The 23,007-nt window shown below is 74.0% G+C and carries 23 protein-coding genes; 2 read left to right on the top strand and 21 right to left on the bottom strand.

All coding sequences use genetic code 11. The features are described 5' to 3' along the window. Positions 1-19: 19 nt before the first annotated feature. The 14 genes from BIV57_RS15190 to proS all read right to left on the bottom strand — a co-directional run bounded on the left by BIV57_RS15190 (position 20) and on the right by proS (position 11,081). Positions 20-1,672 carry a YifB family Mg chelatase-like AAA ATPase gene (locus BIV57_RS15190; RefSeq protein ID WP_071657341.1) on the bottom strand — a complete coding sequence of 551 codons (1,653 nt, stop codon included), beginning with the start codon at positions 1,670-1,672 and terminating at the stop codon, positions 20-22. Then, positions 1,673-2,032: a YraN family protein gene (locus BIV57_RS15185; RefSeq protein WP_071657340.1), complete on the bottom strand. Its 360-nt coding sequence runs from the start codon at positions 2,030-2,032 to the stop codon at positions 1,673-1,675. A 169-nt stretch (positions 2,033-2,201) separates the two neighbouring features. Continuing rightward, positions 2,202-2,546: a DUF2469 domain-containing protein gene (locus tag BIV57_RS15180; RefSeq protein WP_071657339.1), complete on the bottom strand. Its 345-nt coding sequence runs from the start codon at positions 2,544-2,546 to the stop codon at positions 2,202-2,204. A gap of 93 nt (positions 2,547-2,639) precedes the next feature. Next, positions 2,640-3,182, bottom strand: coding sequence for an NUDIX hydrolase (locus BIV57_RS15175; RefSeq protein WP_071657338.1), 543 nt, complete (start codon positions 3,180-3,182; stop codon positions 2,640-2,642). A gap of 75 nt (positions 3,183-3,257) precedes the next feature. Further along, positions 3,258-4,082 (bottom strand): signal peptidase I, encoded by an 825-nt coding sequence (gene lepB, locus BIV57_RS15170; RefSeq protein WP_079170350.1) that lies wholly within the window; start codon positions 4,080-4,082, stop codon positions 3,258-3,260. Further along, on the bottom strand, positions 4,039-5,007 hold the full coding sequence (gene lepB / locus BIV57_RS15165; protein ID WP_071657346.1) for a signal peptidase I: 969 nt from the start codon (positions 5,005-5,007) through the stop codon (positions 4,039-4,041). Before lepB (BIV57_RS15165) ends, lepB (BIV57_RS15170) begins: the two co-directional genes overlap by 44 nt. Before the next feature lie 205 nt (positions 5,008-5,212). After that, on the bottom strand, positions 5,213-5,839 hold the full coding sequence (lepB, locus tag BIV57_RS15160; RefSeq protein WP_071657336.1) for a signal peptidase I: 627 nt from the start codon (positions 5,837-5,839) through the stop codon (positions 5,213-5,215). 30 nt (positions 5,840-5,869) lie between these two features. Continuing rightward, on the bottom strand, positions 5,870-6,232 hold the full coding sequence (rplS, locus tag BIV57_RS15155; protein ID WP_071657335.1) for a 50S ribosomal protein L19: 363 nt from the start codon (positions 6,230-6,232) through the stop codon (positions 5,870-5,872). 133 nt (positions 6,233-6,365) lie between these two features. Continuing rightward, positions 6,366-7,157, bottom strand: a complete 792-nt coding sequence (gene trmD, locus BIV57_RS15150) for a tRNA (guanosine(37)-N1)-methyltransferase TrmD (protein ID WP_071657345.1) — start codon at positions 7,155-7,157, stop codon at positions 6,366-6,368. A 5-nt stretch (positions 7,158-7,162) separates the two neighbouring features. Then, positions 7,163-7,795, bottom strand: a complete 633-nt coding sequence (gene rimM / locus BIV57_RS15145) for a ribosome maturation factor RimM (protein ID WP_071657334.1) — start codon at positions 7,793-7,795, stop codon at positions 7,163-7,165. A 119-nt stretch (positions 7,796-7,914) separates the two neighbouring features. Next, a complete protein-coding gene (locus tag BIV57_RS15140; protein ID WP_071657333.1) occupies positions 7,915-8,154 on the bottom strand; it encodes an RNA-binding protein in 240 nt (79 codons plus the stop codon). Between the two features lies 1 nt (position 8,155). Next, positions 8,156-8,629: a 30S ribosomal protein S16 gene (gene rpsP / locus BIV57_RS15135; RefSeq protein WP_071657332.1), complete on the bottom strand. Its 474-nt coding sequence runs from the start codon at positions 8,627-8,629 to the stop codon at positions 8,156-8,158. A 268-nt stretch (positions 8,630-8,897) separates the two neighbouring features. Then, entirely contained in the window at positions 8,898-9,515 is a 618-nt protein-coding gene (locus BIV57_RS15130) for a hypothetical protein (RefSeq protein WP_071657331.1), read from the bottom strand. 153 nt (positions 9,516-9,668) lie between these two features. Next, positions 9,669-11,081 (bottom strand): proline--tRNA ligase, encoded by a 1,413-nt coding sequence (proS, locus tag BIV57_RS15125; protein WP_071657330.1) that lies wholly within the window; start codon positions 11,079-11,081, stop codon positions 9,669-9,671. A gap of 177 nt (positions 11,082-11,258) precedes the next feature. Between proS and BIV57_RS15120 the strand changes: the two genes are divergently transcribed. Next, positions 11,259-12,227 (top strand): hypothetical protein, encoded by a 969-nt coding sequence (locus BIV57_RS15120; RefSeq protein ID WP_071657329.1) that lies wholly within the window; start codon positions 11,259-11,261, stop codon positions 12,225-12,227. 64 nt (positions 12,228-12,291) lie between these two features. On the opposite strand, the gene BIV57_RS15115 is transcribed toward BIV57_RS15120, so the two are convergent. The 6 genes from BIV57_RS15115 to BIV57_RS15090 form a co-directional block, all read right to left on the bottom strand. Continuing rightward, on the bottom strand, positions 12,292-12,834 hold the full coding sequence (locus BIV57_RS15115) for a GNAT family N-acetyltransferase (protein WP_071657328.1): 543 nt from the start codon (positions 12,832-12,834) through the stop codon (positions 12,292-12,294). After that, complete coding sequence (gene ffh, locus BIV57_RS15110) at positions 12,831-14,399, bottom strand: signal recognition particle protein (protein WP_071657327.1); 1,569 nt, start codon at positions 14,397-14,399, stop codon at positions 12,831-12,833. Before ffh ends, BIV57_RS15115 begins: the two co-directional genes overlap by 4 nt. An 86-nt stretch (positions 14,400-14,485) precedes the next feature. Continuing rightward, positions 14,486-16,894 carry a [protein-PII] uridylyltransferase gene (locus BIV57_RS15105; protein WP_071657326.1) on the bottom strand — a complete coding sequence of 803 codons (2,409 nt, stop codon included), beginning with the start codon at positions 16,892-16,894 and terminating at the stop codon, positions 14,486-14,488. Positions 16,895-17,033: 139 nt separating this feature from the next. Beyond that, positions 17,034-17,372, bottom strand: coding sequence for a P-II family nitrogen regulator (locus tag BIV57_RS15100; RefSeq protein WP_071657325.1), 339 nt, complete (start codon positions 17,370-17,372; stop codon positions 17,034-17,036). Beyond that, positions 17,369-18,682 carry an ammonium transporter gene (locus BIV57_RS15095; RefSeq protein WP_071657324.1) on the bottom strand — a complete coding sequence of 438 codons (1,314 nt, stop codon included), beginning with the start codon at positions 18,680-18,682 and terminating at the stop codon, positions 17,369-17,371. Before BIV57_RS15095 ends, BIV57_RS15100 begins: the two co-directional genes overlap by 4 nt. 226 nt (positions 18,683-18,908) lie before the next feature. Then, positions 18,909-20,402: an NsdA family TPR-like regulatory protein gene (locus BIV57_RS15090; RefSeq protein WP_245797689.1), complete on the bottom strand. Its 1,494-nt coding sequence runs from the start codon at positions 20,400-20,402 to the stop codon at positions 18,909-18,911. A 621-nt stretch (positions 20,403-21,023) separates the two neighbouring features. Here BIV57_RS15090 and BIV57_RS15085 point away from each other — a divergent pair. After that, positions 21,024-21,689: a bifunctional DNA primase/polymerase gene (locus BIV57_RS15085; RefSeq protein ID WP_071657322.1), complete on the top strand. Its 666-nt coding sequence runs from the start codon at positions 21,024-21,026 to the stop codon at positions 21,687-21,689. 55 nt (positions 21,690-21,744) lie between these two features. Here the strand turns inward: BIV57_RS15085 and ftsY are convergent, their stop codons facing one another. Continuing rightward, entirely contained in the window at positions 21,745-22,980 is a 1,236-nt protein-coding gene (gene ftsY / locus BIV57_RS15080; RefSeq protein ID WP_071657321.1) for a signal recognition particle-docking protein FtsY, read from the bottom strand. Positions 22,981-23,007 lie beyond the last annotated feature (27 nt).

Here is a 23,007-nt window from a genome sequence, read left to right as displayed (position 1 = left end):
GGGGTGGGGTCTGGGGTGGTCACAGGAGGCCTCCTCGGGGGTGGCGGGTGCCGCGGTTGGTGCCGGTGCGGTAGGCGAGGGCGAGGCGGATGTGATCGGGGCCGGGTCGGTCGTCGGCGTGCAGGTCGGCGATGGTCCAGGCGACGCGGAGGACGCGGTCGAGGCCGCGGGCCGTCAGGAGGCCGCGCTCCATGTCGCGCTCGGCGGGGCCGAGCGCCCCGGAGGCGACCGGCCACCGCGTCCGCAGCTCATGGCCGGGGACCTCGGCATTGAGCCGCCACGGCGTCTCCGCGTAGCGGGCCGCGGCCCGCTTGCGGGCCTGCCGGACGCGGGCGGCCACCGTCTCGCTGGACTCGCACTCCTCCTGCTGCTCCAGCAGCTCCACGCGGCTCACCCCGGCCACCTCGACCTGGAGGTCGACGCGGTCCAGCAGCGGACCCGAGAGCCGCGCGAAGTACCGCTCCCGCTGCCGCGGCGGGCACTCGCAGCCGCCGCCGCGCAGCGAGAACCGGCCGCAGGGGCAGGGGTTGGCCGCCAGCACCAGCAGGAACCGCGCCGGGAGCGTCAGCGACCCGTGCGCGCGGGCGACCACGATCCGTCCCGACTCCAGCGGCTGCCGCAGCGAATCCAGCACCCGCATGGAGAACTCCGGCGCCTCGTCGAGGAAGAGCACCCCGCGGTGGGCCAGCGAGACCGCGCCCGGGCGCGGCAGGCCTGAGCCGCCGCCGACGACCGCCGCCATCGTGGTGGAGTGGTGCGGCGCGCAGTACGGCGGGCGCTCCAGCAGCGGCTGGCCCGTCGGCAGCAGGCCGGCGACGGAGTGCACCGCCGTCACCTCCAGCGCCTCGTGCGGCTCCAGGGGCGGCAGCAGCCCCGGCAGGCGCTCGGCGAGCATCGTCTTGCCGGCCCCGGGAGGGCCCTTGAGCAGCAGGTGGTGGCCGCCCGCCGCGGCGATCTCCAGCGCCTTGCGGGCCTGGTGCTGGCCGGCCACCTCCGCCAGGTCGAGCCGGCGGCCCGCCTCGGGGCCGCGGGCGTCGATGCCCGCGCCGGGCAGCATCAGCCCGGCGAGCAGCGGATCGCGCGGTCCGCCGCCCGCCGCCTCGTCGGGGCCCTCCTCCGGGATCGGCTTCCGGCCGCCGGACGGATCCTCCGCGGGCGGCTCCCCGCCCAGCAGCGCCACCAGCTCGCGCAGCGAGCGGACGCCCCGCACCTCGACGCCCGGCACCAGCGCGGCCTCCGCCGCCGTCGCCTCCGGGACGACCACCCGGCGGTAGCCGGCGTCCGCCGCGGCGAGCACCGACGGCAGCACCCCGCGGACCGGCCGGGCCCGGCCGTCCAGCCCCAACTCGCCGATCAGCAGCACCCCGGCGAGCCCCGCCGCCGGGATCCGCTCCTCAGCCGCGAGGATCGCCGCCGCCACCGCCAGGTCGAACCCGGACCCCGACTTGGGCACCGAGGCCGGGCTCAGCCCGATCGTCAGCCGCTTCTGCGGCCACTTCTCGCCGCTGTTGACCACCGCCGCCCGCACCCGGTCCCGCGACTCGTTGAGCGCCTTGTCCGGGAGGCCGACGATGCTGAACGCCGGGACGCCCGGCTCCAGATCGGCCTGCACCTCGATGACCACGCCGTCCACCCCGACCAGCGCCACCGAGCAGCATCGCGCGAACCCCATCTACACCGCCCCCCGCACATGCTCGACGTGCGCCGCGCCGCGGCGCCCCCGCACCACCGCCACCACGTCGAACCGCACCCCGCCCGGCGGCCCCGCCCGCCGGTCGAAGCGCGGCCACCGCCGGGCCAACCACACCTCCGCCAGCAGCCGCAGCCGCTCCGCCTTGCGCTCCCCCACGCCCGCCAGCGGATGCTGGTAGCCGGTGCCGCTGCGCGTCTTCACCTCGCAGACCACCAGGACGTCGCCGTCCTGCGCCACGATGTCGATCTCGCCGTGCCGGCAGCGCCAGTTGCGCTCCAGCACCCGCATGCCGGCCGCCTCCAGGCAGCGGACGGCCACGTCCTCGCCGTAGCGGCCCATCGCGCCCGCCGCGCACGCCGGACCGCGGCCTCCGCGGCCCTCGCCGCCCCCGCGCGCCGTCTTCTCTCCGGTCACAAGGAATCACCCCCGCGAGAAGACTCGCGGGGGTGACCGGTCCTGCACAAAATGTTACCGGCGGGTTGTGGATAACCCGAGCAACCCGCCCGGCCTACTGGCCGCTGCCGCTCCCGCCGCCGAACCCCGCCTCGTCCGAGGGCAGTTCGAGGTCGTTCTTGGTCAGCTCCTCCACATTGACGTCCTTGAACGTCAGCACCCGCACCTGGCGCACGAACCGCGCCGGCCGGTACATGTCCCACACCCACGCGTCCGCCATGGCGACCTCGAAGAACACTTCGCCGCCGTCCGACCGCACCTTCAGCTCGTAGTCGTTGGTGAGGTAGAAGCGCCGCTCGGTCTCGATGACATAACGGAAGAGACCGACCACATCCCGGTACTCCCGGTAGAGCTTCAGCTCCATCTCGGTCTCGTACTTCTCGAGGTCCTCGGCGCTCATCGAGACGTTCCCCTCTTCGCACGCGGCGGGCGGCGCAACCGCCCGCTCCACTCTTCCGTCACCCATTGTGGCCCCGGCCGCGGCCGGGGCCCGTCACTCGATCTGGTCGTCCAGCCGCAGCGGCTCCGCGCCGGGCCCGTCCGCGAGCAGTCGGGCCAGCAGTCCGCCCATCCCGGCCGGGTGCACCACCTCCCCGCCGGCCTCCGCCTCGGCCAGCTCCTCCGCCGTCCACCAGCGCAACCCGCGCAGGCTGTGCCGCTCCAGATCCGTCCAGCCCCGGGTGTCGGCGCCGGCCCGCTCGCCCGGTACGGCGGTGCGCGCCAGGTGGAACCACTCGTCGGAGCGGTAGCGGCACCCCGCGAAGAGGAAGTCGCTGCGCCGCCGCCACACCACCGGGCCCAGCTCCACGTCCGCGATGCCGGTCTCCTCGGCGAGCTCGCGCAGGGCGCACTGCTCCAGCGTCTCGCCCGGCTCGACGCCGCCGCCGGGGGTGAACCACCAGGTGTCGGAGGGGTCGTCGGGCTCGTGGCCGTGCAGCATCAGGACCCGGTCGGCCGGGTCGAGCAGCAGCACGCGGGCGGTCGTCCGGTCCACCACGGGAGGTCCGGTCTCGGCGGGGCGCGGCTGCTCGGTCACCCCCGCATTCTGCCCCTCGGGGGCCGCGCCATCCGCGGCGGCACGCCCGCACACCCGTGCCCGGACGCCGCGGCGTCAGGCGCCGCGCCGCTCCCGGGACCTGGCGGCGATCGCCGTGACGCCTCCGGCGAGGGTCGTCAGCAGCAGCAGCGCCACGCCGCCCACGCAGACCGCCAGCGCCGGCACCAGCGGCCCCGCGCCGCCGCCCGCGTCCTTCGCGGCGCCCGGCACGCCCGCGGCGGCGAAGACCGCGCGGCCGGCCCGGTCGCCGCCGAGCAGGCCGATCCGGTCCGACGGCCAGGCGACCGCCTCCACCCGGCCCACCACGGCGTCCACCGGCACCGTGCCGTGCTTCCCGTCGCCGAGCCGGGCCGCCGAGTCCATCGAGTTGAGGCGGTTGTCGCCGAGCAGGAAGAGCCGCCCGGACGGCACCGTGACGGCGAACTTGCTCAGCGCGCTCTGCTGGTGGGCGGTGCGGTCGCCGAGCGGGCGGGGGGCGAGGTAGGTCTCCTTGAGCGGCTTGCCGTCCACCGTCAGCAGGCCCTGCTTGTTGCAGCAGGAGACGCGGTCGCCGCCGACGCCCACCACCCGCTTCACCTCGGGCAGCGCGCCCCAGGTCGGGTCCTTGATGACGACCACGTCGCCGCGGCGGGCCGAGGTGCCGGGGACGCGGTCCGCCAGCACCCGGTCGCCCGGCTGCACGGTGGGCTTCATGGAGTCGGTGGGCACGGCGAACGGCCGGTAGTTGAGGGCCAGCATGCCGAATCCGCCCAGCATCGCCACGATCCCGACGCCGATGAGCACACCCTGGACCCGCTGCCAGGCCCGCCCGCGGCGGGCCCCGGCAGCGGCTCCGTCAGTCGCGCCCGTCGTCCCGGCGCCCGTCCCCGTTGCTGTCATGGCGCAAGACCGTACCCGACCGCCTCCGGCGCCACGCCAGCGGCAGCAGCCCGGCGGCGAGCACGGCGCCCGGCAGCGGGGCGCTCACCGGGTTGAGCGCACTGCTGCCGCTCCCCCCGGACATGGGCGCCGAGGCCGCCGAGGACGGGTTCGGGACGGAGGCGAAGGTGTGCGGCACCTGCAGCAGGTCCCAGCGGTTGATCGGCCACGCGACCGCGAACGCCCGGCCCACCACGTCCTTCAGCGGCACCGCGCCGCCGCCCTTCTCCGTCTCGTGGTAGCGGGAGTCGAGCGAGTCCTGGCGGTGGTCGCCCATCACCCAGACGTATCCCTTGGGGACGGTGTACGGCTTGCCGCCGTGGATCGGCTTGTCGCTGCAGGAGTAGCCGGGCTCGTAGATGTACGAACGCTCGTCCAGGGCCTTGCCGTTGACGGAGACCGTGCCGGTGCCGCTGCACTGGACGGTGTCGCCGCCGACGGCGACGACGCGCTTGATGAGGTCCTGCTCGTTGGCGGACGGCATCAGGCCGATCCAGCTCAGCGCCGTCTGGATGCCCTTGCCGACCGAGTTCTGGGTGGACGGCGGCTGCTCGCCCAGCCAGTGGCCCGGGTCGTGGAAGACGATCACGTCGCCGCGCTCCGGCTTAGCGCCGAACCACGGGGTGAGCTTGTCGACCAGCACCCGGTCGCCCACCTGCAGGGTGTTCTGCATCGACTGCGACGGAATGGAGAATGCCTGCACGAAGAAGGACTTGATGACCAGGGCGAGGACCAGCGCGATCAGGATCAGGATCGGCAGCTCCTTCCAGAAGGAGCGTTCCTTGCCCTTCTTGCCCTTGCCGTCCGCCTTGCCCGACTTGTCGGTGGAGGTCGAACTGCCGCCCGAGGACCCTCCCCCGTCGAAGCCCTGTGTCCCCTCGGTCACGGTCACCTCGCTGTCACCCACTGCCTCGCGTCCCCGCCGCGTCCGCCGCTGCTCGGCGGCGCGCGGCCCAACTGAAGTTCCGGCCTTGTGTATCACTTAACGAGCGGAGGCCGCCGAAGGACGCGGCCGGGTCGACTTCGGCCGGAAGTTTCCCAGTTTCCGCCGCGATTGAACACAGCGCCTCCCCCATGCTGGCACTACCCGTCTAAAGGGAGCGCCAGCGACTCACCGGCCACACCACCCAATCGACCCGTCCGACCACCATGTCCAGCGGGACCATCCCGCCCCCCGGGTCGCCCAGGTGGTCGCGGGAATCGCTGGAGTCGGCGCGGTGGTCGCCCATCACCCACAGGCGCCCCTTCGGCACCGTCACCGAGAAGCGCGTCTTCGAGGGCGCGTTGTGCGGGTAGAGGTAGCCGCTCTCGTGCAGCGGCCTGCCGTTCACCGTGATCCGGCCGTCCGCGTCGCAGCAGCGCACCGTGTCGCCGCCGATGCCGATGACGCGCTTGACGTAGTCGCCGCCCCCGCCGAAGGCGTCGTCCCCGTCGAAGACCAGCACGTCCCCGCGGCGCGGCGGATGGGAGGCGTAGGAGAGCTTGTCGACGATCAGCCGGTCGCCGGGCTTCAGGGTGTTCTCCATCGAGGCGCTGGGCACCGTGAAGGGCTCCGCCACATAGGCGTTGAGCAGGCCGATGACGAGCGCGATGCCGGCGATGGAGGCGATCCAGCCCCAGGGCACGCGGAAAGACCGCGGCCGCGCCGCAGCGGATCCCACCGAGGAGCTGGGCTCTTCGTCGGGTCCGACTGCGGCGCGGCCGCGGTCTTCTGCCATCGGAGGCGCGAGGCCGTAAGGCTCAGCGCGTCACTTGGCGGAGGGCGCGTTGTCGCGCTTCTCCTTGATCTTCGCCGCCTTGCCGCGCAGGTCGCGCAGGTAGTACAGCTTGGCGCGGCGGACGTCGCCGTGGGTCACGACCTCGAGCTTCTCGACGATCGGGGTGTGCACCGGGAAGGTGCGCTCGACACCGACGCCGAAGCTGACCTTGCGGACGGTGAAGCTCTCGCGGACACCGTCGCCCTGGCGGCGGATGACAACGCCCTTGAACTGCTGGATGCGGGAGCGGTTGCCCTCGATGACCCGGACGTGCACGTTGACCGTGTCACCCGGACGGAAGGTGGGGATGTCGCTCCGCAGCGATGCGGCGTCGACGCCGTCGAGCAGGTTCATCTCAACTGCTTTCCTCGCAGGTGCCACGGGCCACCCACGGAATCTCGTGATTGGTTCGAAGGGGCGCGCCGCCTTACCGGTGTCGATGAGGTCCCCCCGTGGCAGGGGCACCGGCCGGTTCGGGCGCAGCGGCTCATTCTTCCACACGGTCCTCGGGAACCGGAAATCCCAGCTCGTCGAGGAGCTTGCGGTCGTGCTTGTCCAGGGTGCCCGGGGCGAGCCGGGCCAGCAGCTCGGGGCGCATCGCGGCGGTGCGGCGCAGCGCCTCGTCGCGCCGCCAGCGGGCGATCCGGCCGTGGTGGCCGGAGAGCAGCACCTCGGGGACCTCGCGGCCGCGCCACTCGGCGGGCTTGGTGTAGACGGGGCCCTCCAGCAGGTTGTCCATGGCGCCGGGGGCGAAGGAGTCGTCGCGGTGCGACTCGGCGTTGCCCAGCACGCCGGGCAGCAGCCGGGCGACGGCCTCGACCATCACCAGGACCGCGACCTCGCCGCCGGCCAGCACGTAGTCGCCGATGGAGACCTCGTCGACGCGCATCCGGGTGCCGGCCTCGTCGAAGACGCGGCGGTCGATGCCCTCGTAGCGGGCCGGGGCGAAGACCAGCCAGGGCTCCTCGGCGAGTTCGCCGGCGAGCGCCTGGGTGAAGGGCCGGCCACTGGGGGTGGGGACGATCAGCCGGGGCGCGGGGCCGTCGGCGCCGGGCGGGGCGATGTCCTCCAGGGCGTCCGTCCACGGCTCGGGCTTCATCACCATGCCGGGGCCGCCCCCGCAGGGGGTGTCGTCCACGGTGCGGTGGATGTCGCCGGTGTAGGCGCGCAGGTCGTGCAGGCGGACGTCGAGGAGGCCGCGGGCGCGGGCCTTGCCGACCAGGGAGACGTCCAGCGGGGCGAGGTACTCGGGGAAGATCGTGACGACGTCGATGCGCACCGCCGTCACCCGGCCCCGTCGGTCCGCGGGTCGCCGTCGGCCCCGGTCTCCTCGGCGGCCCCGGCGGCCTCTGAGGCCTCGGCGCCCTCGGGGGCCGAGGCGGTCACCGCGTCGGCGTCGTCCAGCAGGCCGGGGGGCGGGTCGACGACGAGCTTCTGCTCCTCCAGGTCGACCTCGGGGACGATCTCGGTGACGAACGGGATCAGGATCTCGCCGCGGATCCCGCGGAACCGGCCGCCGGGATCCACCGCGATCAGGTCCTGGGAGGGCAGGTGGAGCACCTCGCGGACCTCGCCGACCGGCTCGCCGTCCACCGTCACCACGTCCAGCCCGACCAGCTGGTGGTCGTAGAACTCCTCCGGGTCGTCGGGGAGTTCCTCGGGGTCGATCTCGGCGACGAGCAGGGTGTTGCGCAGCGCCTCGGCGGCGGTGCGGTCGGCCACCCCCTCGAAGCGCAGCAGCAGCCGGCCGCTGTGCACCCGCCCGTCGGCGATGGTCAGCGGACCGCGTCCGGCGGGGTCGGTGGCGAGCACCGCGCCGGGCGCGAGGCGCAGCTCGGGCTCGTCGGTGCGCACCTCGACGGTCACCTCGCCCTGGATTCCGTGGGCGCGGCCGATCCGGCCGACGACCAGCTGCATGGGGGGCGCTCCTTGCGACGTGCGGGTCTGGATGGGGGTGGGGGGAGAACGGAAGAAAGGGGCCGGGCGGACGCGTGCGCGTCCGTCCGGCCCCTCGAAGAGGCTGCTCGGGCGATCCGTCAGCGGATCTGGTCGACGTCGACGAGGTCGACGCGGACTCCGCGGCCGCCCAGGGCCCCGACGACGGTGCGCAGTGCCCGCGCCGTCCGGCCGCTGCGGCCGATGACCTTGCCGAGGTCGTCCGGGTGGACCCGCACCTCGAGAACACGGCCGCGACGCAGGTTCTTGGTGTGCACCTGCACCTCGTCGGGGTTCTCGACGATGCCCTTGACCAAGTGCTCCAGGGCCTCGTCCAGCATGTCAGCCCTCGGCGGGCGCGTCGGCGGGGGCCTCGTCGCTCTTGGCCTCAGTCTTCGCCTCGGCCTTGGCCTCGGTCTTCTCGGCCTTGGGCTCGGCCTTCTTCCTCGGGGTGGTCGCCTCGCCCTTGGGCTCGTCGGCGGCCTCCTTGGCGGCGGCCTCGAAGAGGGCCTGCTTGCTGGCCTTCTCCGCCGCGACCTTCATCGGCGCCGGGGCCGGCAGGCCCTTGAACTTCTGCCAGTCGCCGGTGACCTTGAGGATCGCCTCGACGGGCTCGGTCGGCTGCGCGCCGACGCCCAGCCAGTAGGCGACGCGGTCGGCGTCGACCTGGATGCGCGAGGGGTTCTCGATCGGGTGGTACAGCCCGATCTCCTCGATCGCCCGGCCGTCGCGCTTGGTGCGCGAGTCGGCGACGATGATGCGGTAGTAGGGCGCACGGATCTTGCCCATGCGCTTCAGCTTGATCTTGACTGCCACGGGAGTGGTGTCTCCTGAAGTTGACGCGGGTGAGCGGTGCGCGTTCGCGTGGGGTTGCGGACGGCCTGCGCTCGGTGGACACGTCAGCCGAGGCGAGAGGGTCCAGCGGCTGTCGGGTTCAGCGGACCAGTATGCCATGCCGCGGCGGGTGCTCGCGGCCGTGGCCGCGCGCCCCGGCGCACCACCACGGGCTGGTGGGCGCGCCGGGGCGCGGGACGTGTCGGGGCGTCGGGCCGCTCTCCCCCTGCGGCCCGTCGCAGGGGACGGGTCAGGCGACCCTGGCGGGGGTCGCGGTGGGGTTGGCGGCGGGGTCGACGATGGTGAAGGGCTGTCCGCAACCGCCGCACACGATCGGCGCCTTGGCCAGCACCGACGGAACGACCCGCACATTGCGCCCGCACCCGCACACCGCCTTGGCCCGCACTCCGCCCCCGGAGGAGGAGTGCCGTGCCGCCGGCCCGCGGAACGCGCGTCCGGTGGCCGTGCCGGTGGTGTACGACTGGTGGGCGCCGAGTGCGCGGCTCAGCCGCTCGATCGTCGACGCGTAGCGGCGCCGCGTCTCCGGGCGCATCACGACGAGCGAGAACCCGCTGCTGGGGTGCGCGTCGTCGGGATGCTCCAGACCCAGCTCGTCGGCGACGGCCAGGAAGCGGCGGTTGTGGTAGCGCCCCGCGCGCGAGGTGTCCCGGATTCCGCGCGCGGCGGCGAGTCCGTGGGCGGCCTCGTGCAGGAGGCGTTCGAAGCTGAGTTCCGTCCCGCAGGCGGAGGAGGACTCGTCGATGAGCGACTCCGGCACGGCAAGATCGGGCAGCTCTGGATGGTGGCGCTGGATGTCGGCCCAGGCCACGGCGAGTTCGGCGGCAAGAACAGGTGGTGTCGTGCTCACATCCGGCAAACGAAGGGGAGTGGCGCGGGGTTCCTGAATCCGCGCCACTCCGCGCCAGGTTTCTGAATTTGACAGAGAGTCAAGCGGAGGCAAATTCGCCGCCGCCCGACCTACCGTTCGGTAAGGCGCGAGTTTGCGCGCGAACGGCCGGAATCAGTAGGAACGGCCGACGACCGCGATCGCGCCCGGCTCGTCGTCCGACTCCGGCACCCCGCCGTCCTCGCGCACCAGGCAGCGCACCGTCACGGCCTGCGCCGCCAGCTGCTTCTCCCCCTCGACGCCCAGCGTCGCCCACGGGATGCGGGCCCAGCCGGTGGCCGAGGCCTCCAGCGCCTCCTCGACGGTGGCGACGTCCGCGGTGTGCGACTCGCGGCGCTCCCGCGACTCGCGCAGCAGCGTCTCCTGGTCCTCCTCCAGCGCGGCGAGGACCGTCTCGGTGAGCTTCTCGAAGGAGACCGGGCTCTTGCCGCCGGGGATGCGGCGGGCCACCACGGCCTGGCCCTCGGCCAGATCGCGGGGGCCGAGCTCGATGCGCAGCGGCACGCCCTTCAGCTCCCAGTCGACGGCGCGGCGGCCGAAGGGGGTATCGGTGCGGTCGTCGACCCGGACGCGGACGCCGGCCGCGGAGAGCCGGTCGGCGATCGCCTTGATCTCGGCGAGGACGCCCTCGTCCTCCTTGATCGCCACGACCACGGCCTGGATCGGGGCGAGGCGCGGCGGCACCCGCAGCCCGTTGTCGTCGCCGTGGCCCATGATGAGCCCGCCGACCATGCGGGTCGAGGAGCCCCAGGAGGTCTGCCAGACGTGCTCGCGGGAGCCGTCCTTGGCGAGGTACTGGGTGTCGAAGGCCTTGGCGAAGTTCTGGCCCAGCTCATGGCTGGTGCCCATCTGCAGCGCCTTGCCGTCGCGCATCATCGCCTCGCAGGTGAGGGTGTTGATGGCGCCGGCGAACCGCTCGGCCTTGGTCTTGCGGCCGGGGACCACGGAGAGCGCCAGCACGTTCACCATGAAGTCCTCGTAGGCCTCGCGGTGGATCTTCGCGGCGTAGTCGCGGGCGTCCTCGAAGGTGGCGTGGGCGGTGTGGCCCTCCTGCCAGAGGAACTCGGTGGTGCGCAGGAAGACGCGGGGGCGCAGCTCCCAGCGGACCACGTTGGCCCACTGGTTGATGAGCAGCGGCAGGTCGCGGTAGCTCTGCACCCACTTGGAGAAGTACTCGTTGATGATCGTCTCGGAGGTGGGCCGGACGACGACCGGCTCCTCCAGGTCCTTGCCGCCGGCGTGGGTGACCACGGCGAGCTCGGGGCTGAAGCCCTCGACGTGCTCGGCCTCGCGGCTGAGGTAGGACTGCGGGATGAAGAGCGGGAAGTAGGCGTTGTCGGCCCCGGCCCGCTTGATGCGGTCGTCCATCTCGGACTGCATCCGCTCCCAGAGCGAGTACCCGTACGGTCGGACGACCATCGTGCCGCGCACGGGGCCGTTGTCGGCCAGCTCGGCCTTGTTGATCAGATCCTGGTACCAGCGCGGGAAGTCGTCCGACTGGGGGGTGAGCACGGGAGCCTTTGCCATGGCCCCAGATCGTACGGGGCGATGGCGCGGGAACGGGAATCGAGGCGCACGAAGGCGGCGCGCGGAAGCATCCAACGCGCCCCCTTGTGCCTCTGGACGCGGGGCCGGAAGCGCGGTCAGATGGAAGGGGTTCCCGCACCGTTCCCCTCCCACCCCGTCCCGATTGGGGGTGTCGCGATGGGTCCCGCCAGCACCCTGAGCGCACCGTGGCAGCACTCCGCGCACACCGCTTCCGCACCGTCCGCGCAGCCGGCCGGGAGCGCCAACGCCCTTCCGCCGGAGCCCGGTTCGGCCTCCCGCGTCCGCGACTGGGCGGAGATCCAGGAGCGGATGCTCGCCCCGCTGGTCGAGGCCGTCTACGGCCGCCTCGACGTCGGCCCGGGCACCCGGCTGCTGGGTCTGGGCTGCGGCTCGGGGCTGGCGCTTTTGATGGCGGCGTCCCGCGGGGCGTCCGTGCAGGGCCACGACGACGACGGGGCGCGGCTGGAGCTGGCGCGGCAGCGGCTGCGCTCGGTGGGCCGCGGGCACGCGGTGGCGGACGCGCCCCCCGGCACGCCGCCGGGCGGGCTCGCGGACACCTGCGCGGACTGCGACGAGGCCTCCCCCGCCGCGGCGCGCGGACGCTGGGGGCTGCGGCCGGCCGCGGTGCGGCCGGGCGAGCACGACGTGGTGACGCTCTTCGAGCTGTACCGGGCGGAGCAGCCGGGCGTCCTGGTGGCGCGGGCGCGCCGGCATGCGCGGCGCGGCGGGCAGGTGGTGCTCACCGGGTGGGGACCGCGGGAGCGCTGCGAGACGGGCGCGGTGCTGGAGCTCTCCGAGCGGCTGGCGCGCACCGGCGGGGAGGGCGACGGCGACAGCTCCCGGGCGTTCCGGCTGAGCGCGCCGGGCGCGCTGGAGCGGCTCGCGCTGACGGCCGGGCTGCGGCCGGAGGGCGGCGGACGGATCAACTGCCCGTTCGCCTACCCGGACATGGAGAGCGCGGTGCGCGGGCTGCGGTCGACGGGGCTCTTCGACCCGGCGGCGCGGCGGGTCGGCGACGGGCCGGTGGCCAAGGAGATCGAGGAGTCCCTGCACGGCTACGCGCGGCCGGACGGCACCGTCCGGATGAGCAACGTCTTCCGCTACGTCATCGCCCGCTCCGCCTGACGGGCCGCGGCCCCGCCGCCGGACCGCGGGCGGGGCCGCGGACCCGGCGGCACCGCGCGGACCGCTACCGTGCGGCCAGCGGGACCCACTCCTCCGACGTGAGCGCGAAGCGCTCGTGGTCGCGCCAGGCGTCGTTGAGGTACAGGAAGCGCGGCGAGAACCCCTCGTGCCGGAACCCCACCCGCTTCGCCAGCGCCAGCGACCGCGTGTTGCCCGGCTGGACGCTCACCTCCAGCCGGTGCAGCCCCAGCCCCTCCGGCTCCGGCGCGAAGCAGCGGTCGACGACGAGCAGCAGCCCCTCCGTCATCCGCCCCGTCCCCGCGTACGGCAGGTACGCGTCGTACCCCAGCGAGGCGTTGCAGAACCGCCCGCGGGCGATCCCCGAGACGTTGACCTTGCCGGCCAGCCCGCCGTCCTCCTCGTTGATCAGAAGGAAGGTGCGCAGCGCGTCGCCCTGGCGGTGCAGCAGGTCCGGGAAGCCGTCCGGCTCCACCGGGTTCCACTGCCCGATCAGCTCCGCGGAGCGCCGCACCGCCGCCGCGTACAGCGGCGCGTCGGACGCCCGCGGCTCGCGTATCCGAACCCGGAAGCCCCCCGCCGCGCTCACTTCGCGTCGCCGCCGAGGATGTCCTTGAACTCCTTCGGCAGCTCGAACTGCCCGCCGTCGTCCGGCATCGCGCCCGGCTCCAGCTCGCCCGCGGCGGCCGCCGCGCGCCGCTCGGCCGCGGCCTGCTCGTCGGCCTTGCGCTTCATCGGGTTGCCGCTGCGCTGCTTGCCCTTGGACTTCTTCTGCTGCTTGGCCTTGCGCTTGGCCCCGCCGCCGGCGCCAATGCCGGGCATGCCCGGCATGCCGCCGCCCTGGGCCATCCGGGACATCATCTTGCGGGCCTCGAAGAACCGCTCCACGAGCTGGTTGACCTCGCCGACCGAGACGCCCGAGCCCTTGGCGATGCGGGCCCGCCGCGAGCCGTTGATGACCTTCGGGTCGTCGCGCTCGCCCGGCGTCATCGACTTGATGATCGCCGAGACGCGGTCCAGGTCGCGGTCGTCGATGTTGGCGATCTGGTCCTTCATCTGCGCCATGCCGGGCAGCATGCCGAGCAGCTTGGAGATCGAGCCCATCTTGCGGACCTGCTCCATCTGCTGCTGGAAGTCCACCAGGGTGAACTCCTTGCCGCCGCCGCGGCGCAGCTTGGAGACGGACTCCTGGGCCTTGCGGGCCTCCTCCTCGCTGAAGGTCCGCTCGGCCTGCTCGATGAGCGACATGATGTCGCCCATCCCGAGGATCCGGGAGGCCATCCGGTCGGGGTGGAAGGCGTCGAAGTCGTCCAGCTTCTCGCCGTTGGAGGCGAACATCACCTGCTTGCCGGTGACCGAGGCCACCGACAGGGCGGCGCCGCCGCGCGCGTCGCCGTCCAGCTTCGAGAGCACCACGCCGTCGAAGCCGACGCCGTCGAGGAAGGCCTGGGCGGTGGTGACCGCGTCCTGGCCGATCATGGCGTCGACGACGAAGAGGATCTCGTCGGGCTTGACGGCGTCGCGGATGTCCGCGGCCTGCTGCATCAGCTCCTGGTCGATGCCGAGCCGGCCGGCGGTGTCGACGACCACGACGTCGTGCTGCTTGGTGCGCGCGAACTCGATCGAGTCCTCGGAGACCTTGACCGGGTCGCCGACGCCGTTGCCCGGCTCGGGGGCGTAGACGGCGACGCCCGCGCGCTCGGCCACGACGCTCAACTGGTTGACGGCGTTGGGGCGCTGGAGGTCGGCGGCGACCAGCAGCGGGGTGTGGCCCTGGTCCTTGAGCCACTTGCCGAGCTTGCCGGCGAGCGTGGTCTTGCCCGCGCCCTGGAGGCCGGCGAGCATGATCACGGTCGGCGGGTTCTTGGCGAACCGCAGGCGGCGCGTCTCGCCGCCGAGGACCTGGATCAGCTCCTCATTGACGATCTTGATGACCTGCTGGGCCGGGTTCAGTGCCCGGGAGACCTCGGCGCCCGCCGCCCGACCCTTGACCTGCTTGATGAACTCGCGCACCACAGGGAGCGCGACGTCGGCCTCGAGCAGGGCGATGCGGATCTCGCGGGCAGTGGCGTCGATGTCCGCCTCGGACAGACGACCCTTGCCGCGCAGGTTCTTGAAGGTCGCGGCAAGGCGATCGGAAAGGGTGTCGAACACGTCGGTCGCGAATCCTCATTGGCAGCGGGCGGCGCGGCGGCGCGCCGCGATGGTCGTCCCCCAGGGTAACGGTCCGCGCGCACGGTTCAGGCTCTGGTGCGCGACTCCCTCGGTTCCCCTCGCCCCCCGCGTGCCCCTGGCGCGCCTCTCAGCTCGCGCTCCACAGTGGCCGCCGCCGCCTTCGCCGCCTCCGGGGAGAGGGGAGCGCCGTCCGGGTCCAGGACGTAGAAGGTGTCGACCGCGTCCGCACCGAAGGTGCTGACGCGGGCCCGCTGTATCCGGACGCCGGCGGCGCCCAGCGCGAGGCCGATGCGGTGCAGCAGGCCGGGGCCGTCGTGGGCGCGCACCTCCAGCACCGTCGCGGTGGCCGAGGCGCCCGGGACGGCGACCGCGCGCGGCTCCGGGAAGCCGGGACGCGGCGTCCGGGCCGCCTCGTCCCGCTTGGCCAGCCGGCTCTCCAGCTTCAGTCCGCCGCCGAGCGCCCGGACGAGGTCCTGCCGGAGCCGGGCCGCGGCCGGCAGCGTCCCGCGGTCGGCGGCCACCGTCCAGGCCAGCACCGCGACCGGGCCCTGCCCCAGCGGGTCGATGACGTCCGCCGCGGCGGCCCGCACCGCCACCCGGTGCAGGGCCAGCACCCCGGCGGCGATCGCGGCGAAGCCGTCGGTGTCCGGCCCGGCGAGCAGGATCTCGGCGCTGGGTGCGCCCTCCGACCCCGGACGGACCGTCAGCACCGGCTCCCCCGTGCGGGCCGCCTCCACCGCCAGCCGCTCCTCCTCGGCGCCCACGGTCTCGGCGGGCGGCGGCGGGGCGTCCCCGGCGAGCACCGCGCCGACCCGCTCGACCAGCGCGTCCACCTGCTGGGCGCGCCAGTCCGTCCACACCTCCGGGCCGGTGGCCAGCGCGTCGGCCTCGGTGAGGACGTGCAGCAGCTCCAGCGTCCCGGCGTCGCCGACCGCCTCTACGACCGGGGCGAGGGTGGCCGGATCCTCCGGGTCGCGGCGCGATCCGGTGGTGAGCAGCAGCAGATGGTGGCGGACGAGGCGGGCCAGGACGTCGGCGTCCTCCTTGCCGAAGCCCATCCGGCCGGCCATGTCGCGGGCGATGGTCTCGCCGGCGACCGCGTGGTCGCCGGGCCAGCCGCGGCCCATGTCGTGCAGCAGCGCCGCGGCGAGCAACAGGTCGGGGCGGTGCACCCGGCGGGTGCGGGCGGCGGCGTGGGCGGCGGTCTCCAGCAGATGGCGGTCGACGGTCCAGCGGTGCAGCGGGCTGGAGTGCGGGCGGCAGCGCACCCGCTCCCAGTCGGGCAGCATCCGGCTGACGAGGCGTCGGGCCTCCAGCGCCTCCCAGACCTGCAGCGCGTCGGGGCCGGCGCCGAGCAGGGCGAGCAGCGCCTCGCGGGCCTCGTCCGGCCAGGGGACGGGGAGCGGCGGGCAGTCGGCGAGGCGGGCGGCGGCGTGCGGGGAGAGCGGCAGGCCGGCCTGGGCGGCGGCGGCCGCGGCGCGCAGCGGCAGGACGGGGTCGCGCTCGGGGCGGACGCCGGCGGCCAGGACGGCCTCGCCGTCCTGCTCGGCGACGCCCTCGGCGAGCGGCTGCCCGGGGTGCGGGACGGGTCCGCCGCGACGGCGGCGCAGGCCGAGGCTGTGCCGGCCGGCGCGTCCGGCGCGGCCGCCGCGGCGGGTGTCGAGGACGCGGCCGACCTCGCGCCAGGTGACGTCGGCGGCGTAGGCGACGGTGCGGCCGGCCTCGTAGACGCGGCGCAGCAGCGTCTCGCCGTCCAGCAGGCCGAGTTCGGCGGCGACGCCGTCGCGGTCGGCGCGGGCCAGGCGGTCGGTGGCGCGGTCGGTGGCGCGGTGCAGCGCGCGCCGGGTGTCGTGCAGGACGGCGGCGGCCTCGCGGAGGCCGTCGTGGGGTGCGTCGGCGGTCCAGGAGGCGGCGACGGCGCGGAGCGCGGTGAGGTCGCGGAGGCCGCCGCGGGCCTCCTTGAGGTCGGGCTCCAGCAGGTACATCAACTCGCCGTGCCGGGCCGCGCGCTCGCGACCGAGGTCGCGGAGCTCGGGGAGGCGGCGGGGGGCATCGGCGCGCCAGTCCGCGAGGACGCGGGTGCGGACGGACTCGGTGAGGGCGGGGTCGCCGGCGAGGTGGCGGACGTCCAGCAGGCCGAGGGCGACCTTGATGTCCTCGCCGGCGAGGGCGGCGGCCTCGGCGGGTGTGCGGACGGAGTGGTCGAGGGCGAGGCCGGCGTCCCAGATCGGGTACCAGAGGCGCTCCGCGTCGGGGGCGGCGCCCTTGGGGAGCAGCAGCACGACGTCGAGGTCGCTGTAGGGGCTCAGCTCGCGGCGGCCGTAGCCGCCGACGGCGGCGAGGGCGCCCGGCCCCTCGAAGAGGGACTGGAGCCAGCCGTCCGTGAGCGCGGTCAGGGAGAGGCGCTCCCGCTCGGCGGGCAGGCCCTGTTTCAGCAGCTGTGCGCGGGCCTCACGAAATCCGTCGGGGGTCATCGGGTTTCCTTCTCCCTCACGGTGGTCCGTGCTCCCTGCCCGCCGCCCCTCCCGGAGGCCACCAGGTCCGCTGTCACCGCGCGGACCCCGGGTGGGGTGCCGGGGCGGAGGGGCGGCAGGGGCGGCAGGGGCGGCACCGCTACAGCGCGTCGGGGCCTCGTTCGCCGGTGCGGACGCGCACCGCCGTCTCGACGGGGACGCTCCAGACCTTGCCGTCGCCGATCTTGCCGGTCCGCGCCGCCTTGACGACGACGTCGATCAGCTCCTCGGCGTCCTCGTCCTCGACCAGCACCTCGACCCGCGCCTTCGGCACCATGTCGACGGTGTACTCGGCCCCCCGGTACACCTCGGTGTGCCCGCGCTGCCGACCGTGCCCGCTCGCCTCCGTGACCGTCAGGCCGTGCACGCCGAAGGCCTCCAACGCGGCCTTCACCTCGTCCAACCGCTGCGGCTTGATCACCGCGGTGATGAGCTTCATGCGTCGGCCTCGACCTTCTTCTCGACCTTCTTCGCCGTCGAGACCTTCGCCTCGACCTTCTTCGCGGACCCGCCGGCCACCCCGGTGAAGTCGTACCCCGTCTCGGCGTGCTCCGCCTGGTCGATGCCGCTCACCTCGTCGTCCTCGGTGATCGTCATGCCCATCGTCTTGTCGATCGCCTTCGCCAGCAGGAAGGACACCACACCGGAGAAGACCAGCACGGTCAGCACGCCCACGCACTGCTTGCCCAGCTGCGCGAGCCCGCCGCCGTAGAAGAGGCCCTTCGCGGTCTGGCCGACACCGCCGGTGGCGAAGAAGCCGATCAGCAGCGAGCCGACGATACCGCCGACCATGTGGACGCCCACCACGTCCAGCGAGTCGTCGTAGTTCCAGCGGTACTTCAGGCCGACGGCCGCCGCGCACGCCACGCCCGCGATCAGGCCGACCGCGATCGCGCCCAGCGGGCTCACCGAGCCGCCGGACGGCGTGATCGCCACCAGGCCCGCCACCGCGCCGGAGGCCGCGCCCAGCGTGGTGAACCGGCCGTGCTTGATCCGCTCGTAGACGAGCCAGCCGAGCATCGCCGCCGCCGTGGCCACCTGGGTGTTGAGGAACATCACCGCGGCCACGCCGTTCGCGGAGAGCGCGGAGCCGGCGTTGAACCCGAACCAGCCGAACCACAGCAGACCGGCGCCGATCATCACCAGCGGCAGGTTGTGCGGGCGCATCGGGTCGCGCTTGAACCCGATCCGCTTGCGGATCGCCAGGATCACGCCGAGCGCCGCCACACCGGCGTTGATGTGCACCGCCGTGCCGCCCGCGAAGTCGATGACGCCGAACTTGAAGAGGAACCCGTCCGAGCCCCACACCCAGTGCGCCACCGGGAAGTAGACGATCGTCCCCCACAGGGCGATGAACAGCGCCCAGGCGGTGAACTTCACCCGGTCCGCCAGCGCCCCGCTGATCAGCGCCGGGGTGATGATCGCAAACATCAGCTGGAAGGAGGCGAAGACATAGATGGGTATGCCGGTGCCCGTCCACAGCTGGTTGAGGCCGATGCCGCGCATTCCGAGCCAGTCGAGGCCGCCGAGCACGGCGTTGCCGCTGTCGAAGGCGACGCTGAAGCCGTACAGCGTCCACAGCACTGTGATGATGCCGAGGCTGATGAAGCTCATCATCAGCATGTTGAGGACGCCCTTGACGCGGACCATGCCGCCGTAGAAGAACGCCAGCCCGGGTGTCATCACCATCACCAGCGCTGCGCTGATGAGCATGTAGGCGGTATCGCCTGCGCTGAAGCCATGGGGCATCGGCGGTCTCCTCGGCCTGCTCGGGGGATCAGGTGGTGCAGAATGCCGATCCGCTGTTTCCGAGCGCGCCGCGGTTTGTGTCGTCCGGGTGACGTTCCGCCGTGCTCTGTTTCGTGCGCGTTAAGGAGATCTCAACCGGCCGCGCCGCCCGCTCCGGATGATCTGGCGTGGGGGAGCCGAGCAAACCAAAGGGGCGCGCGCGGCCGGAGTCATCGGCCGGGACGGCTCAGCCGGCGGCCGCCAGCTCGGGCAGGTCCATCAGCAGGCGGTCGGAGAGGTCGACGACCTCGGCGACCCCGGTGTAGCTGCGCACCGCCGCGTGCGTGGTGCGGCGCAGCCGGGTGTTGACCCGTTCGGAGCGGATCCGGACGGCGATGTCGACGGCCCGGTGGGCGAGCGGCACCGCCGCCGCCGGCGCGCCCTGCAGCAGGTGCACGCTGGCCAGCCCGACGAGGTTGAGGGCGTGCGAGCGCTGGTGCCTGCCGTCGGCCGCGAACAGCGCGACGGCCCGCTCCAGTTCGGGCACCGCGCGGGAGACCCAGACGGGGCTGCGGTCGCCGCGGTAGGCGAGGTCGCGGTAGGAGTGGCCGTTCTCGGCGTGCAGTTCGGCCTCGGTGAAGAAGGCCATCCAGTCGGGCTCGGGCTCCTCGCCGCCGACCGCCGTCTCCTGGAAGACCGTCTCGGCCTGGCAGGCGGCCCGGTGGCAGCGGTTGGGCTCCCCGAGGTTGGCGTGCGCGCGGGCCTCCAGGGCGAGCAGCATGGCCGTGGTGCGCGGGGTGCCGGAGCCGCGGCTGCCGTACTGGGCGAGGTGGACGAGCTCCAGCGCCTCCTCGGCCCGGTTGAGGTGCAGCATCTGACGGGCCATCGCGGAGAGCACGAAGGCGCCGAGGGTGCGGTCGCCGGCCTCCTTCGCCGCGTGCAGGGCCAGCACGAAGTACTTCTGGGCGCTGGGCTGCATGCCCACGTCGTAGGACATCCACCCGGCGAGGTGGGCGAGTTCGCCGGCCGTGCGGAAGAGCCGGGCGCGCAGCTCGGGCGGGTTGGGCTCCTGGAGCAGGTCGGTGACCTCGTGGAGCTGGCCCACCACGGCCTTGCGGCGCAGGCCGCCGCCGCACTGGGCGTCCCACTCGCGGAACCGGCGGGTGGTCTCCTCCAGCAGCTCCACCTCGGGGGCGGAGAGCCGCGAGACGCGACTGCCGGCGGGGCCGGGCACCAGGTGCTCGGGGGTGCCGGCGAAGGACGCGCCGGGACGGCGCCGCGGCAGGGGCAGGCCGCAGTCGTCGCCCTGCGCCGCCCCGTCGGGGAAGCGCGCGGCGCCGGGGGCCGGGCCGAGCCATCGCTGCATCGACTCGACGAGATCCGGGCCGGCCGTCACCGACAGCGAGCTGCCGAGCCACCCGCCGCGGCCGACCATCAGATCGCTGCGGGAGAACTCGCCCAGCATGCGCACGGTGCGCTCGCCCGACCAGGGCAGGTCGACACCGGAGAGGGCGGGCGCGGCGGGGGCGGCGCGCAGCCCCAGATCCTCCTCGGTGACGACGCAGCCGAAGTGCTCGGAGAAGAGCTCGGACATCAACTTCGGTATCGGCTCGCGCGGTTGCTCGCCGTCGAGCCAGCGGCGCACCCGGGAGGTGTCGGTGGAGACGTGGAGCGCGCCCATCCGGCGCGCCCGGCGGTTCACCTGGCGCGCCAGCTCGCCCTTGGACCATCCTGTTCTCACGAACCAGGACGCCAGTCGGTCGTTTGGTGGTTTGTCAGCCACCGGAACGCCCCCATTCCGGGTTTCCCCGCTGCTGTGCCTCCGCCCGGTGGTCCCCGCCGCTGCACGCGGGGGCCGACCACCCGGTCTCCCGGGTGCACCGGACGGCGGCGCTCCGTGGGCCGTCAACGGGGATTCGACAATCGAGTCCGCCGCCGGCGCCGCGCCGGGTGCGCCGGTGGTGCAATTGCCTCCGGCATACCCACGGATCTGACGTAGCGCCATGGCCTGTGAACCGAACGTAACCCTTCGGGTCACCCCCTGGCGAGTCCGCCACCGCAAACGCCACCCTTCGCCACCCCTAGGCCCGAACCGATCGCCACCCGGGCACGATTGACTTGACGTGGGACGGGTCGCCCACTCCTCCCTGGAGCATGCCGAACACCCCCGGCATTGCGCCAGGGCGTGCACGAAGCGACACGCGCCCTGCCCTCGCCACGTGCGCTATTGGCGCACGCCGCCACGCACCGGAAAGCTGGCGGGCAGGCGTCCCGAGGCAGCACCGGCACACGCAGGCAATCGGAAGCACACGGAGCGTCACAAGCGCGTAACCATCGGCGATCCTGACCCGTTGGGGGTGACATGGACATCATGCTCGGCTCGCGACCCCGCCGCCGCACCCGCGCCACGGTGTGCCGGGCGGTGGCTCAGTACACCGAGCGCTGGGGCTGGCCCGTGGTCCCCGGTGCCCACTTGGTCCGCGGCGACCGGTGCTCCTGCGGCCTGCCGCACTGCGCGGCGCCCGGCCGCCACCCCGAGGGCCCGCCGGCGGCACGCCTGCCCGGCGGAACGCGCGCGGCGGACGTCGAGCAGCTGTGGCCGGCCGAGGCCGAGACCACGGTCCTCCTCCCGCTCGGCGACCGCTTCGACGCGCTGGACGTCCCCGAGGCGGCCGGGTGCCGCGCCATGGTCCGGCTGGAGCGGATGGGCTCCCGGCTCGGCCCGGTGCTGGCGCTCCCCGACGGACGCGCCGACGGCCGCGAGGGTCGCCGCACGCTCTTCTTCGTCGCGCCGGGGGCCGCGGCCGAACTGCCCGATCTGCTCTACAAGATGGGCTGGGACGACGCGGGGCTCGACGTGGTGTGCCACGGGCGCGGGGAGTACCTCCCCGCGCCCCCGTCGGTGCTGGCGCGGTGGCTGCGGCCGCCGTCCGCGCCGACCGCGGCGCGGCCTCCCGAGGCGCGGCTCCTGCTGGGCACGCTGGCGTACGCGTGCCACCGGACGCGGGAGCCGGCCCCGGCGCCGTAGCGTTCCGCGCGGAACACCCGCGGCGCGGAACGCTCGCGGCGCGGAACGCGGAGCGCTACTCCCCGATGAGCGCGTCCACGAACGCGCCCGGCTCGAACGGCGCCAGGTCGTCCGCGCCCTCGCCGAGGCCGACCAGCTTCACCGGCACCCCCAGCTCCCGCTGCACCGCCACCACGATGCCGCCCTTCGCCGTGCCGTCCAGCTTGGTCAGCACGATCCCGGTGATGTCCACCACCTCGGCGAAGACCCGCGCCTGCACCATGCCGTTCTGACCGGTGGTGGCGTCCAGCACCAGCAGCACCTCGTCCACCGGGCCGTGCTTCTCCACGACCCGCTTCACCTTGCCCAGCTCGTCCATGAGCCCGGTCTTGGTGTGCAGCCGGCCAGCGGTGTCCACCAGCACGGTGTCGCTGCCGTCCGCGATGCCCTCCTTGACCGCGTCGAAGGCCACCGACGCCGGGTCGCCGCCCTCCGGGCCGCGGACCGTCCGCGCGCCCACCCGGTCGCCCCAGGTCTGCAGCTGGTCGGCGGCCGCGGCGCGGAAGGTGTCGGCGGCGCCGAGCACCACCGTGCGGCCCTCGGCGACGATCACCCGGGCGATGCGGCCGCAGGTCGTCGTCTTTCCGGTGCCGTTGACGCCCACCACCATCACCACCGCGGGGCGGGACGGGTCGGCCTCGGCGTGCCGCGCGGTGCGCAGCTCGCGGTCCATCTCCGGGTCGATCAGCGTCAGCAGCTCCTCGCGGAGCAGCGCGCGCAGCTCGTCCGGGGTGCGGGTGCCGAGCACCTTCACCCGGGTGCGGAGCCGCTCGACCAGCTCCTGCGTCGGCTGCACGCCGATGTCGGCGGTGAGCAGGGTGTCCTCGATCTCCTCCCAGGTGTCCTCGTCGAGATGGTCCCGGGAGAGCAGCGCCAGCAGGCCCTTGCCCAGCGTGTTCTGGGAGCGCGAGAGCCGGGAGCGGAGCCGCACCAGGCGGCCGGCGGCCGGCTCGGGCACCTCCAGCGCGGGCTTCTCGGGCTCGGCGGGCGCCGCCGCTGGCTCGGGCTCCCCGGGGAGCTCGACCTCCTCGACGGTGCGGCGCGGTTCCTCCTTCGGCGGCGCGGCCTCGTCGCCGACCTGCGGCTCGGGCTCGGGCTCGCGCGCGGGCGCCTGCTCGACCGGCGCCTGGGGCGCCGCCGGCTTCGGCAGGGCCGCCTTGCGCCGCCGTCCGGAGACGACGAGGCCGGCGCCCCCGCCGACCACCACGATCGCGGCGACGACGATGACGATGACAAGGGTGAGAGTGTCCATAACGGGACCCAGTATCCCCGACGGGCC

It is taken from the genome of Mangrovactinospora gilvigrisea (genome assembly GCF_001879105.1).
Taxonomy (GTDB): Bacteria; Actinomycetota; Actinomycetes; order Streptomycetales; family Streptomycetaceae; genus Mangrovactinospora; species Mangrovactinospora gilvigrisea.
Note: the sequence above shows the minus strand (reverse complement) of the source record. Positions and strands in the feature narration are given on the sequence as shown.

What these genes read in the sequence shown, in the direction of transcription:
- BIV57_RS15100 (WP_071657325.1), bottom strand. Translation starts at nt 17,372, where the DNA reads ATGAAGCTCATCACCGCGGTGATCAAGCCGCAGCGGTTGGACGAGGTG.
- rimM (WP_071657334.1), bottom strand. Translation starts at nt 7,795, where the DNA reads ATGCAGCTGGTCGTCGGCCGGATCGGCCGCGCCCACGGAATCCAGGGC.
- BIV57_RS15120 (WP_071657329.1), top strand. Translation starts at nt 11,259, where the DNA reads ATGGGTCCCGCCAGCACCCTGAGCGCACCGTGGCAGCACTCCGCGCAC.
- rplS (WP_071657335.1), bottom strand. Translation starts at nt 6,232, where the DNA reads ATGAACCTGCTCGACGGCGTCGACGCCGCATCGCTGCGGAGCGACATC.
- BIV57_RS15190 (WP_071657341.1), bottom strand. Translation starts at nt 1,672, where the DNA reads ATGGGGTTCGCGCGATGCTGCTCGGTGGCGCTGGTCGGGGTGGACGGC.
- ftsY (WP_071657321.1), bottom strand. Translation starts at nt 22,980, where the DNA reads ATGGACACTCTCACCCTTGTCATCGTCATCGTCGTCGCCGCGATCGTG.
- BIV57_RS15085 (WP_071657322.1), top strand. Translation starts at nt 21,024, where the DNA reads ATGGACATCATGCTCGGCTCGCGACCCCGCCGCCGCACCCGCGCCACG.
- lepB (WP_079170350.1), bottom strand. Translation starts at nt 4,082, where the DNA reads ATGACAGCAACGGGGACGGGCGCCGGGACGACGGGCGCGACTGACGGA.
- BIV57_RS15095 (WP_071657324.1), bottom strand. Translation starts at nt 18,682, where the DNA reads ATGCCCCATGGCTTCAGCGCAGGCGATACCGCCTACATGCTCATCAGC.
- BIV57_RS15180 (WP_071657339.1), bottom strand. Translation starts at nt 2,546, where the DNA reads ATGAGCGCCGAGGACCTCGAGAAGTACGAGACCGAGATGGAGCTGAAG.
- BIV57_RS15185 (WP_071657340.1), bottom strand. Translation starts at nt 2,032, where the DNA reads ATGGGCCGCTACGGCGAGGACGTGGCCGTCCGCTGCCTGGAGGCGGCC.
- BIV57_RS15105 (WP_071657326.1), bottom strand. Translation starts at nt 16,894, where the DNA reads ATGACCCCCGACGGATTTCGTGAGGCCCGCGCACAGCTGCTGAAACAG.
- BIV57_RS15140 (WP_071657333.1), bottom strand. Translation starts at nt 8,154, where the DNA reads ATGCTGGACGAGGCCCTGGAGCACTTGGTCAAGGGCATCGTCGAGAAC.
- proS (WP_071657330.1), bottom strand. Translation starts at nt 11,081, where the DNA reads ATGGCAAAGGCTCCCGTGCTCACCCCCCAGTCGGACGACTTCCCGCGC.
- lepB (WP_071657336.1), bottom strand. Translation starts at nt 5,839, where the DNA reads ATGGCAGAAGACCGCGGCCGCGCCGCAGTCGGACCCGACGAAGAGCCC.